We start from the raw sequence: 12,965 nt of genomic DNA, 5'->3' as shown, positions 1-12,965 counted from the left end.
TAACGTGCTATTCTATACACAAAGCTGGTGCCTTTTGACTTAGCGTTAATTTTTAGAAAAAAAATCAATATGCTCTCTCTTCCAGGCGTTGCTGTCGAGACGCTGCTTTACGAAAGTGTCAACTCTCTGATTTACCGGGCGATTCGGGAAGCGGCTCGCCAGCCCATTATCCTCAAACTGCTTAAAGAAAACTACCCCACACCTCAAGAATTGGTGCGCTACCGCACCGAATACCGCATCACCCAAGAGTTGAAAGAGGCGGGAGTCGTGCGAGTCTATGACTTGCAAAAATACCAAAACAGCCTCGTGATGTTTGTCGAGGACTTTGGCGGGGAATCCTTGACAATTTGGATGCAGCAGCGAAAGTTTACTCTGGAGGAATTTTTGCAAATTGCGATCGCAACTACAGAAATTTTAGGGCAAATTCACAGCGCCAACATCATCCACAAAGATATTAACCCCTCGAATATTGTTTACAACCCCGAAACAAAACAATTAAAAATTATCGACTTTGGTATTTCTACTCAGTTAACGCGAGAAACGCCAACCCTGAAAAACCCCGGCGTTCTGGAAGGAACCCTTGCTTATATCTCGCCGGAACAAACGGGGAGAATGAATCGCACTCTCGATTACCGGACTGACTTTTACTCCCTCGGCATCACCTTCTACGAACTACTGACAGGAACACTGCCTTTTGAAACAGAAGACCCTTTAGAGCTAGTTCACTGCCACATTGCCAGACAGCCAGTTCCCCCGCACGAAATCGACCCAGAAATCCCCCTAATTGTCTCGCAAATTGTCAGTAAATTGATGGCGAAGAATGCCGAAAACCGCTATCAAACTGCCTTGGGGCTCAAGCATGATTTAGAAATGTGTCTGCTGCAATTACAACAAACCGACAGCATAGAAGAATTTGACTTGGGAAGGCGAGATATTACAGACCGTTTCCTGATTCCCGAAAAACTCTACGGCAGAGAAAGTGAAGTTTATAAACTATTAGCGTCGTTTGAACGAGTCAGTACAGGTAGCGCCGAAATGATGCTGGTAGCTGGGTTTTCAGGGATTGGTAAAACCGCAGTAGTAAATGAAGTCCACAAGCCGATCGCCAGACAGCGTGGCTATTTTATCAAAGGCAAATACGACCAATTTCAGCGCAATATTCCCTTCTCTGCATTTGTACAAGCTTTTCGCGAATTGATGGGACAATTATTATCAGAAAGTGACGCTCAGTTACACAGATGGAAAACCATGATTCTCACCGCAGTAGGCGAGAGTGGGCAAGTGCTGATTGAGGTGATTCCTGAGTTAGAACACATCATTGGCGCTCAAAGTCCTGCACTAGAATTGTCCGGGAGTGCCGCCCAAAATCGCTTCAATCTGCTGATGCAGAAATTTGTGCAAGTATTTACCCAAGCAGAACATCCCTTAGTGATGTTTCTGGACGATTTGCAGTGGGCAGATTCAGCATCTTTGAAGTTATTACAACTATTGATGGAAGATACGGGGCATCTGTTAGTATTGGGTGCTTATCGGGATAATGAGGTATCACCGGCTCATCCGTTTATGTTGACTGTGGATGAGATTGTGAAGTCTGGGGCAGTAGTGAATACGATTACCTTGCAACCGTTGAGTTTAGCATATCTCAATCAGTTGGTAGCAGATACACTGATTTGTAATTTATCCTTTGCCGGGCCATTGACAGAACTGGTTTATCAAAAAACCAAAGGTAATCCCTTTTTCTCTACTCAATTCCTCAAGTCGCTGTATGAAGATGGTCAAATTATCTTTGACTGGGATGTAGGGCATTGGCAGTGCGATATTGCTCAAGCTAGACTTACCCACGCCTCGGATGTGGTGGAGTTTATGGCGGCGCAATTGCAGAAATTGCCTGCCCAAACTCAGGATGTTCTCAAACTTGCCGCCTGCATTGGGGCGCAGTTTGATTTAGATACCTTGGCAATAGTCAGTGAAGAATTACCCGAACAAACAGCATCAGCACTATGGAAAGCCTTGCAAGAAGGACTCATTTTACCCATTACAGAAGGCTATAAATGCTTCATTCCAACAGATGCTCAATCCAATACTGAGTCTATTACCAATCCCACTTATAAGTTCCTGCACGATCGCGTCCAGCAAGCGGCTTATTCCTTGATTCCTGACAACCAAAAACCAGCCACTCATCTCAAAATAGGACAGTTACTGCTACAAAATTATTCGGAGATAGAAAGAGAAGAAAAACTATTTGATATTGTGGGGCATTTGAATCAAGGAATTGAGTTTATCAATCAATTAAGCGAACGAGAAGCCTTAGCCCAACTAAACTTAGAAGCTGGACGTAAGGCTAGAAATTCTACCGCCTACGCAGCCGCAAATATCTATCTGCAAACAGGGATTGAGCTACTGAGGGCCAACTGCTGGGAAAGTCAGTATAAATTGACGCTGAATCTCTATATTGCTGCTACCGAAGCTGCCTATTTGAATGGTGACTTTGATGGCATGGAACAGATGGCAGCAAAGGTTTTACAAGAAGCCCAAACAATTGTAGACAAAGTTAAAATTTACGAAATTCAAATCGTCGCCCATACAGCCCAGAGCCAGATGCTAGAAGCGATCGCAGTGGGTAGAGATGCCCTGCGACTACTGGGGATCGATCTCCCCAGCGAACCTGACAAAGCCACGATTGGTAAAGCGCTGCAAGCCCTGGCTAGCCAACTTCAGGGCCGACAGATCGAGCAACTGCTTGACTTGCCTTTGATGACAAATCCACAGAATCGGGCAGCTATGCAACTCTTAAGAATGTTAGGTGCACCCGTTTTTCAAGCAATGCCCGGTTTGCTGCCCCTAGTTACCTCCACGATGGTGAGTTTATCGCTCTCCTTTGGGAATGCACCCGCATCGACGGTGGGGTATGCCATGCACGGGATGGTTCTGTGTGCCTTTTTAGGAAAGGGGGAAACGGGTTATGCCTTTGGTAAATTGGCACTTTCATTGCTCGATCGGTTCAATGTGCCCGAATTAAAGTCCATGATTCTGTTTGTGTTTAGTTGCTTTATTCAGCATCACCAAGAAGCTCTCTGGGCAACGGTACCGACGCTGAAAGATGGCTACACGGCGGGCATGGAAACGGGCGATTTTCTATACGCTGGCTACAACATAACTATTTACTTTTATGCCAACTTTTTCGGTGGGGTAGAACTAGACAATTGGGGAGCCGAACTAGCAGATTACAGCACTGCCTTAGATCGGGTGAAGCAATATTCTGCTCAGGATGATTTGGATATGATGCGGCAGACGGTGCAGAATTTGACGGAATGTGTGAGTCAACCGGATTGCTTAATAGGAACTGCATACGATGAAACTGTAATTATTCCTAAGCGCTATCAGAACAATGAATTCACAGCGCTCGCTTTTATCTACATCAACAAACTACTTCTTGCTTACTCGTTTGGGAATTATTCGGCTGCCACATACCACATTAGCCAAGTTAATTCGTATTTGATGGCAGTATCGGGAAGTGTTTATTTTCCCATTTTCCCTTTCTATGCCGCCCTAACACACTTGGCGCTATTTCCCACACAGCTAGAAATTGAGCAAGTAGAAATTCTCGCTCAGGTACAAACACATCAAACCACTTTACAACAGTGGGCGGAAAATGCTCCCATGAATTATCTGCATAAATGGTATTTAGTTGAGGCCGAAAAACATCGCGTTTTGGGCAATAAAGCTGAGGCGATTGAAATGTACGATCGCGCCATTTCTGGAGCCAAAGAAAATAAATTCCTCAACGAAGAAGCACTAGCTAACGAACTAGCAGCCAAATTCTACTGGGAATGGGGCAAAGAAAAACTTGCTCAAACCTACATGATTGAGGCATATTATTGTTATGTTCAATGGGGAGCAACTGCTAAGGTAACGGATTTAGAAACGCGATATCCGCAGTTATTGGCGCCAATCCAACCGGGAATAAAAACAACTACAACTACGGCCTCAGTGACGACCAAGGGTTCTGGTTCTCACTTAGATATCACCACAGTAATGAAAGCTTCTCAGGCCATTTCTGGCGAAATCCTGCTGGATAAATTACTGTCTAAATTGATGAAAATTTTGATGGAAAGTGCAGGAGCGCAAAGAGGCTATTTAATTTTATCAAGCCAGGGAAAGCTATTAATTGAAGCTGAAGGCACAATAAATTCCCAACAAGTCACCGTGTTGCAGTCAATCTCAGTGGAAAATTGTCAGGAACTTTCCTCCGCAATTATCAATTATGTGGCTCGCACTCAAGAAAGCGTGGTACTCGATGATGCTGTCCGAGAGGGACAATTTACCAACGACCCCTACATCCAAAAGCATCAGCCCAAATCAATTTTATGTGTGCCACTGATTAATCAATCTCAAATCATTAGTATTGTTTACCTAGAAAACAATCTCACAGCCGGAGCTTTTACGCCAGAAAGACTGGAACTATTAAAAGTGTTATCTGGACAGGCGGCTATCTCAATCCAAAATTCTAAGCTTTATACAGAAGTCCGCGAAAGTGAGAACAGACTCGCTCAATTTTTAGAAGCAATTCCAGTCGGGGTGTCAGTGCTTGATGCTTCTGGCAAATTTTACTATAGTAATCGCGTTGCTATTCAATTATTAGGTAAAGGAGTTATTCCTCAAGTCGCCAGCGAGCAAATACCAGAGGTTTATCAAGTATATCAAGCGGGAACAGAGCAGGAATATCCCTATGGTGACTTGCCAATTGTGCGAGCGTTGAAGGGCGAAAGTGCCACCGCTGAGGATATGGAAATCCACCAAGGCGACAAGATTATTCCGATAGAGGCTTGGGGTACTCCCATCTATGATGAAAAGGACAAGATTTCTTATGCAATTGTAGCCTTTCAAGATATCACAGAGCGTAAAAAAGCCGAAACAGAGCGCATCAGATTTACCGATGAATTGTTCCAACTCAACAAAGCTTTCGAGCGCTTCGTTCCCAATCAATTCCTTCAGTTTTTAGATAAATCAAGCATTATTGATGTGGAATTGGGCGACCAAGTGCAGTTAGAAATGTCGGTGCTATTTTCCGACATTCGCGACTTCACCACGCTTTCGGAAAGTATGACACCGGAGGACAATTTCAGATTTATCAATTCCTATCTTTCTCGCATGGAACCCGTTATTAATGAAAATAACGGGTTTATTGATAAATATATTGGCGATGCGATTATGGCGCTGTTTAGCGGCGAGGCGGATCATGCGGTGAAAGCGGGAATTGCTATGCTGCAGTGCCTTGTTGGATATAATCAACACCGCGCTAATTCTGGCTATGGCCCGATTCAGATTGGGATTGGAATTAATACTGGAACTTTGATGCTGGGAACGGTGGGCGGTCAAAATCGCATGGAGGGCACAGTAATTTCCGATGCGGTGAATTTAGCTTCTCGCGTGGAAAGTTTGACGAAAAATTATGGGGTGTCGCTGTTAATCACCCAGGAAACTTACTCGCGCTTAGAAAATCCATCCGAGTACGCAATCCGCACCCTCGATACGGTAAAAGTCAAGGGAAAATCTGAATTAGTAACAGTTTATGAGGTCTTTGATGCTGATCCGCCAGAAATTAAAGAGGGCAAGTTAGCTACGTTGGAATTGTTTGCAGAAGCTTTGGAAATTTACTCGGAAGGGAAGTTAGCTAAAGCGGCGCGGCTTTTTGAAGAGTGTTGGCGTCAGAATCCGGGCGATGCCGTCGCTAAAATTTATTGGGAACGCTGTCAGTCTACTTTAAGAAATGGCACAAAAATCAAAGACAGGCTACACAATTTAGATTAATGATAAAAGTCCAAAGCTCGATCGCTACATTGTTGCAGGGGGAGATCATTTTCATTTGACGGGGTGACAACCCCGTCAACATCGGGTCGCTAGAATCTATGTTACATTCCTGCCATAGGTGAGAATATTCTCCTCGCAGGTATTCTAGTGCGTTATTAATTACCTCATCCTTTTTAGCTTCATCTCCTGGAATTTGGACATAAGCTTCATCAAGAACAGATTTAATTATTTGAAAGCAATTCATAGTACATATAGCAATCCTAAATGATTATACTCGTTACCAGGCTCTGCCTGGTAACGCATATCCGGAGGCTCTGCCTCGATTGTCGCAGCCGAGGCAGAGCCTCTGGACATCGGTTCCCAGGCAGAGCTTGGGAACCAGTTAACCAGTTATTGAAACTGATTTAGGATTGCTATAGCTAATTGACACCAACCAAATCTTTAATCCCGATTCAGGATTGGGTTGGTGAACACATAAAAACTTATGTAGGTTACAAAAAGTAATTATCCTTGTCTTGTTAAAATGCTAAAATTAGCTTTACATGATTAATAGTAAAGCGGAACCGTGCTTGTGTCAACAACTGTATATTTATAAATTTCAGTAACAGGTAATCAGCGAGGAGATTTATGTATAGTCAACTTTCATTGTGGGAAGAGCCAAAAGCAGAAAACCAGAAGCATGGTCAGCAATTATCTCTGCCTGATGCCGAAATAATCATGTACCGCGACTTCTTCAATAACAATGAGAGCAACCAGATATTTGCGGAATTGTACAGCACTATTAATTGGAAGCAAGAGGTGGCCCTGCTTTTTGGCAAGCAAGTCGCTATACCGCGACTTAGCGCATGGTACGGAGATGCAGGTAAATCTTACACTTACTCCCAAATAAAAATGGAGCCTAATCTATGGACACCTACACTTATAACAATCAAATCTAAAATAGAAGCAATAGCAGGTACATTGTTTAACAGCGTGTTGCTTAATCTATATCGCGACGGCAAAGATAGTGTAGCTTGGCACAGTGATGATGAATCAGAACTTGGTGAAAACCCCGCGATCGGTTCTGTAAGTTTTGGGGCTACTCGTCGTTTTATGCTCAGGCACAAATACCAAAAACAAATGAAATTAGATATTCAGTTAACTCCTGGAAGTTTCCTGCTGATGAAAGGAGTAACCCAGCATTTTTGGCAACACCAAATCCCGAAAGCAGCCAAAGTTACTGAACCAAGAATTAACCTGACTTTCAGGAAAGTAAGCTAACTGAATTAAGGGTAATTTGCCTATGCGTTTATCTGCTTTTACTTGGGGTTTAAAAAAAAAGATTGCAATTTTTGTTAACCGTAAAAGTAGCGATTTTCGCACAGCAATAACAGTACCGCCGAATTAGCGATCGCACGGGAGTGCCGCTGCTACGGCTGAATTTGGGTGAAACGGCTAGTTTGTTGCGGCTGCGGGGGTTTTTGGCGGGTAAGCAGAAAGGCTCAGAGTGATGTGAAGCCCGATCGCACTTATTTTCTCTCAAAGTCTCATTCTTCAGGCTTACCCATTTTGCCTGTTAATGTGTAGTGCATCGTCTTAAATTTTACCCCCTCTTTACTCCCTAAATCTTTCAATTTCCTTAACTAACTCGCAGCCAAATTGCCTCACACTATTGACATAACTTGGGTCAGATGTCTATTAAGAATTCGTAAAGAGCTAAGTCTGAAGGAACACAAACCTCGACACAAATAATTATCTCTGAAGATAGAAGAACCCCCAATTAAACACCGCTAATCTATAAAACTATGAGCGAGAAAAAACTACTTAAAACTTGATTAATGTAATAAGTTTTTAAGTAGATATTAAGATAAAAAAAAGGCCACTTATGGTATTGAGTATTATTGTTCACGGTGGAGCAAAAACCATCACAGAAGAGAAGGTTGCAGCCAACAATGCAGGCTGTACCGCAGCAGCAGAAGCCGGTTGGTCAGTGCTCACAAGCGGGGGTACGGCAGCAGAAGCTGTTGAGGCAGCTATCCGGGTTCTGGAAACTGACCAGACATTTAACGCAGGCTTTGGATCGGTTCTCAACAACCAGGGAGAAGTAGAGCTAGACGCAGCGATGATGGAAGGCGGTTCATTAGCTTGGGGAGCGATCGCAAATGTTCAAGGCGTGCGCCATCCCATATCTGTGGCGCGAAAGATTATGGATAAAAAACCCATGTTCTTAGTAGCGGATCATGCAGAACATTTTGCTGCAGAAAGTGGAGCCGAGATGTGTACAAAAGAAGACTTAATCGCAGATGAGCAACAGGAAGAGTGGGAGGAGGAAAAAGAAGTTATTGACCGCCCCAATACCGTTGGTTGTGTAGCTTTGGATAGTAGTGGCACTTTAGTTGCCGGTACCTCAACAGGCGGCACTATGAATAAGCCCGCCGGTCGCGTCGGCGACAGCGCCATTATTGGCTCAGGCTTGTTTGCTGAAAATGTACAGGGCGCTTGCTCGACAACAGGCGATGGCGAGTCCATTATGCCAGTAGTTCTAGCTAAGACGGCGATCGACATTCTAGCGTCCGGCAAGCACCCAGACGAAGCAGCGCAGATGGCAATTGAGACTCTGGCATCTAAGGTAGCAGGAGAAGCTGGGTGCGTCATCATAGACCCTCAAGGGCGGGTTGGCTGGGCGCATAACTCAACCGACATGGCTTGTGCTTATAGAACCTCAGAAATGGACAAGGTGGCTGTGTTCACTAAGAAAAAACAACTCGCCCATCGTTGAAATTATTGAGGTTAAAGTCTCTCTAGTTGCAGAGAGTTAAAATTCCGCAACTAATATCTTGTTTCCTAGGTATTAACTAGCTGGACATCAATAAACATTTTTTCAATTTGTAGGGCGGGCATTGCCCACCCTACTTTTAATTATGTCGAGCTACTTAGTGGCCGGAAAAACAGTTCAATTCAAACTAGACTTGGATGTTTCTATGAACTCAACATACGACTTTCCTTACTTTCAGGGTAATTCTCTTTCCGATTTGTTTGGTCCCGACATCACAGATGGACGTTATGCGTTCATCCTAAATTATCCTGCAACTGCCAGTTGGGCTGCTTACCCCAACAGGGAAAAATACTTTATTCAAGACGGCAGCAGTGAAGCCACCAAAACTTCTTTCGACAAGATTGGTCAGAAGGAACCTTGGAAAAATCTGGCTGTGTTAGGCGATGCCATCCCAGGAATTGTGATTAATCAGCCGCCGAACTCGCTGATGGACTATTGGCGGGAGCATTTGGGCTTCAGCAACAGCAGTATGGAGATGATAGACTGCTCAACTTATCTCGAAGATCTCAGCGTAAGCGATCGCTTTGACAAACTCCTGACTCTATTTCCCTTCGACAATCTCAAACCAGAAAAACACGCCGTCCATCCCGACATCCACTACCACTTGCTCAGCAAAGCCACGCTAGCAGAATTAGGCGTGCAATGTCCGAAATACGAAAGCTACAATCTGCACGAAGTCAATCTCGAAAGCATTCAGTTACCAGAGCAATTCCCCTACTTGATTAAAACATCCCACGGACTTTCTGGAGAAGGCACTTATATTATCAAAAGCGCCAGCGATCTGAACTACTGCTTGCAGGAAGTGAGGAAATATCTCGATATTAAGTTGCTGGATACGATTATTGTCTCGGAATTCGTCAAGAATGAAGTGCAGAACTATTGCGTGCAGTTCTATGTAAGCAAAACGGGAAATATCACGCTTATCGGCACTACCGGCCAACTTGTCACTCCAGAGGGCAGCTATTTAGGGGGACTAATTCACTACCGCGAAACCGACATGAGTAGGTTTTTTGAGATGATTGCCGCTATTGGTAAATATGCTCACCAACAGGGTTATTTCGGCGTTATTGGCTTCGACGTGCTGGAAGACTCGGAGGGAGAGTTGTATGCCATTGATGCCAATTTCCGAGTTAATGGCTCGACTCCGCTTTGTGTGCAGCGCCATACCTTACTGGGGCTGGGAAAGGAGGTGGCTAAATATTCCAGTGACTGGCGAATGGATGGGACTTTGGAATCGATTCTTGTCACCCTGAAACCAGAACTCGATCGCAAGGACTTGATAATCCTGTCGGCTTTAGAGAAGGTTAAATACGGGAAAATCTACACGGAAATTTACGGGATAGTTGCGGGTGAGGATATGAAGGATATGCACCACATCGAGCAGAATTTGCACAGTAAGGGATTGCAGCAATAGGGTTAATATCTACTCTACAGATTGCAGCGGTTGTGCGGTTTTCCCGCTCATCTCGCGCGGTTCGGTGATATCGGCAAACGGGCCATCAAAAATCAAAATTGAAGGTTCCACAGCTTTGAAGTGACCGAAAGCATCCAGGATACAAGCCCCCGGATTCATTCCTTCGCCGACTCAGGACGGAGAAATAAAAAACCTGTAAGCTGTTCTGCATTTAAATTGTATGTCAAAAAATAATCAAACTATTGTGGGGAGTAGGGGCCCTAGCGTCCCGCCCGCCCTGAACCTACAATTTAAATGCGCGACAGCTTATCCGATAAACTTGCCCCCGAATTTATCCGTGGGGTCCATGCTTCAATCTAAAATCTAAAATCTAAAATCTAAAATCGATAGACCCGATTCATGGGGTTCGGCAAGATAATGCCACACTTCGCGAATATCCTCAACTAAATAACACTTTGATTGAGGGGAATTTCGATCCAAAACTCTGTTCTTTCTCCGGGTTCTGATGTACACCACAGTTTACCTTTATGCTTTTGGATCACAATTTGATAACTAATAGACATCCCCATCCCCGTACCTTTTCCTACGGGTTTGGTTGTAAAAAATGGGTCAAATAGCCGTTTTTTGACTTCTTCTGTGATGCCACACCCATTATCAGCAATACAAATTCTGACCACTTCTGAGTTATACAGACTCGTACTAATCCGAATTGTCTTTTTCTCCACCCGATCTCGCTCATCTAAAGCATCCAGAGCATTTGTCAGAATATTCATAAATACCTGGTTAAGCTGTCCTGCATAACATTCGATCGGCGGCAGATTACCGTACTCTTTGATCACTTCAATCTCTGGATGTGTGTGTCTGGCCTTGAGACGATTTTGCAGAATCATCAGGGTGCTTTCAATGCCTTCATGGATATCGACTGCTTTGATATCTGCTTCGTCCAATCGAGAAAAGTTCCGTAGAGATTTAACAATATCGCGGATACGTTCAGAACCTACTTGCATAGACTTGAGCAGTTTTGATAAGTCTTCGCTCAAAAATTCTATCTCAATATCTTCCGACTTGGCTTGAATCTCCGATACCGGCTGGGGATAATACTTTTGATAAAGCTGTACTAGCTCTAGTAAATCTTGGGTATATTGGCTAAGATGAGATAAATTACCGTGAATAAAATTCGCGGGATTATTCACTTCATGGGCAATCCCGGCTACCAGTTGCCCCAGAGATGACATTTTCTCACTTTGGATGAGTTGGGCTTGAGTCTCCCGTAGTTCTTGAGTGCGTTCTTCTACTTTTTGTTCAAGGGTTTGGTAAGAGTTCTTTAATTCGTGACTCATTTGATTAAAAGATACTGATAAACTTACCAATTCCTCTACGAGAGTGTCGGAAACATTTTGCTCGAAATTTCCACCGGCGATCGCCTGACTGGCTTGACTCAATTGCCGAATAGGTTTAGCTATCCATTGTGAAGTGATAATTGCTAATCCTGTTGCGATTACCAGTGATAACAGACAAAGGATAATCGTCGTATTTCTATTATAATTTATTTGCTCCATAAAATCAGATTCAGGCACGACGACTACAATTAGCCAATCCATGCCTCTACCATCATTCAGCGGTAGCAACTGAACAAACTGCCTTTCACTGTTGAGGGTAAATTCTAACTGTTCTGATTTATGAATTTGGTCAAAGTTACCAAAATATTTCTGCAAATATTTAGCTGTCTCCCGCACAAATGGTTCGCTACTTTCCACGGCGTCAATCATCTTCTGAGCTTGACCTTTTCCTTTGATTAGTGGCTCTTTGGTGGAACTAGAAATCATTGAACCCGATCGCTCCATCACAAAAGCCTTACCTGTTTTACCAATAGACAAACTTCCCAGAAATTCCCTTAAACTTTCTGAGAGGACAACAAGAGTGGCACAGACACCCACAAGTTTACCTTCTGAGTCATAGACAGGTTCGCTGGCAGTAATTGCAGGCTTACCATTGTTGACAATATTCACAAAAATATTGCTCCAAGTAGGCCTCCCTGCTTTCACAGCAGAAAGATACCAGGGGCGTTGGCGAGGATCGTAAGAAGAGTTTACCTGTTCTAGGAATTTTTGCCGATCGCCCCAATTATCCATTTCATAAAAAGAAAAATGATAGTTTGTTTCTTTATTACTCGCAGTCATCGCGATTTTTGACCCTCGACGAGTCGCACCCAGATAATATCCTTGAGCATCGCCACAATAGGATGAAAAAACAAAAGGGGAGATTTGCACTTGGGTTAAAAGTTGCTTAGCGTTGCGGCCATTCGCCAGATCCATGTGGCCCTGTGCAAAAGCGACTGAATTCACACGATTGATATCATGAGGTTTGTTGATATATTGCTTGAGTTCTCCTTCAATGCGTGCTATTAGTTCCTGACGAAGTTGAGCCGCCACATCGTTAACCGCTTTTTGTCCATTACGTAAGGAAAGCCAACCTGTTAAGCTCACTGCTGTAAAGATTTGTAGAACAAATGGAACAACAAGAACACCGCGCAGAGGAATTTTTAGACAATTCGCAGTTGGAGGCATAGATGATAATGCTTAGCCATTGGTTCTTTGTCTATCATAATATCAATTCATCAAAGAAGCCTGAAGCGGAGCTATCCCGATCGTGACTCGCCCTTTTTGTAGCCCCGTTAATCTGCGGTTACAAGCGATCGCTTACTGGAAGTTTTTTATTTTTCCGTTGGTCGGTAAATTGACCAAATAGCATATATTTGATAAGTCGTTAATTTTTACATTCAACTAACAAATGATATTAATAGCTATAGCCTTTCTCAAAAAAGTGAGGTATGCCCTATGCCCTATGCCCTATGCCCTATGCCCTATGCCCTATGCCGGATAGTACCTCATATGAGAGATCGAAAGGCTATATCTTGATTTATGT

Annotated in this window: 7 protein-coding genes; 4 read left to right on the top strand and 3 right to left on the bottom strand. The window is 43.7% G+C overall.

Annotated features, from left to right (window positions below; genetic code table 11):
• Positions 1–69 precede the first annotated feature (69 nt).
• A complete protein-coding gene (locus tag QUB04_RS09325; protein ID WP_333283551.1) occupies positions 70–5,811 on the top strand; it encodes an AAA family ATPase in 5,742 nt (1,913 codons plus the stop codon).
• Here the strand turns inward: QUB04_RS09325 and QUB04_RS09320 are convergent.
• Entirely contained in the window at positions 5,783–6,055 is a 273-nt protein-coding gene (locus tag QUB04_RS09320) for a hypothetical protein (protein WP_333283549.1), read from the bottom strand. The two genes, QUB04_RS09325 and QUB04_RS09320, sit on opposite strands and share 29 nt — an antisense overlap.
• 383 nt (positions 6,056–6,438) lie before the next feature.
• Between QUB04_RS09320 and QUB04_RS09315 the strand changes: the two genes are divergently transcribed.
• From QUB04_RS09315 to QUB04_RS09305, 3 genes are all read left to right on the top strand, one after another.
• Complete coding sequence (locus QUB04_RS09315) at positions 6,439–7,071, top strand: alpha-ketoglutarate-dependent dioxygenase AlkB (protein WP_333283547.1); 633 nt, start codon at positions 6,439–6,441, stop codon at positions 7,069–7,071.
• 604 nt (positions 7,072–7,675) lie between these two features.
• Positions 7,676–8,569: an isoaspartyl peptidase/L-asparaginase family protein gene (locus QUB04_RS09310; RefSeq protein ID WP_333283544.1), complete on the top strand. Its 894-nt coding sequence runs from the start codon at positions 7,676–7,678 to the stop codon at positions 8,567–8,569.
• Positions 8,570–8,771: 202 nt separating this feature from the next.
• Entirely contained in the window at positions 8,772–10,040 is a 1,269-nt protein-coding gene (locus QUB04_RS09305) for a carbamoylphosphate synthase large subunit (RefSeq protein ID WP_333283542.1), read from the top strand.
• Between the two features lie 9 nt (positions 10,041–10,049).
• Here QUB04_RS09305 and QUB04_RS09300 read toward each other — a convergent pair whose 3' ends face one another.
• Together QUB04_RS09300 and QUB04_RS09295 are read right to left on the bottom strand one after the other, a co-directional pair.
• A complete protein-coding gene (locus QUB04_RS09300) occupies positions 10,050–10,199 on the bottom strand; it encodes a hypothetical protein (RefSeq protein WP_333283540.1) in 150 nt (49 codons plus the stop codon).
• Positions 10,200–10,483: 284 nt separating this feature from the next.
• Entirely contained in the window at positions 10,484–12,526 is a 2,043-nt protein-coding gene (locus QUB04_RS09295) for an ATP-binding protein (protein ID WP_333283538.1), read from the bottom strand.
• Positions 12,527–12,965: the final 439 nt, after the last annotated feature.

This window comes from Microcoleus sp. D2_18a_B4, from assembly GCF_036702475.1.
Taxonomy (GTDB): domain Bacteria; phylum Cyanobacteriota; class Cyanobacteriia; order Cyanobacteriales; family Microcoleaceae; genus Microcoleus.
Note: the sequence above shows the minus strand (reverse complement) of the source record. Positions and strands in the feature narration are given on the sequence as shown.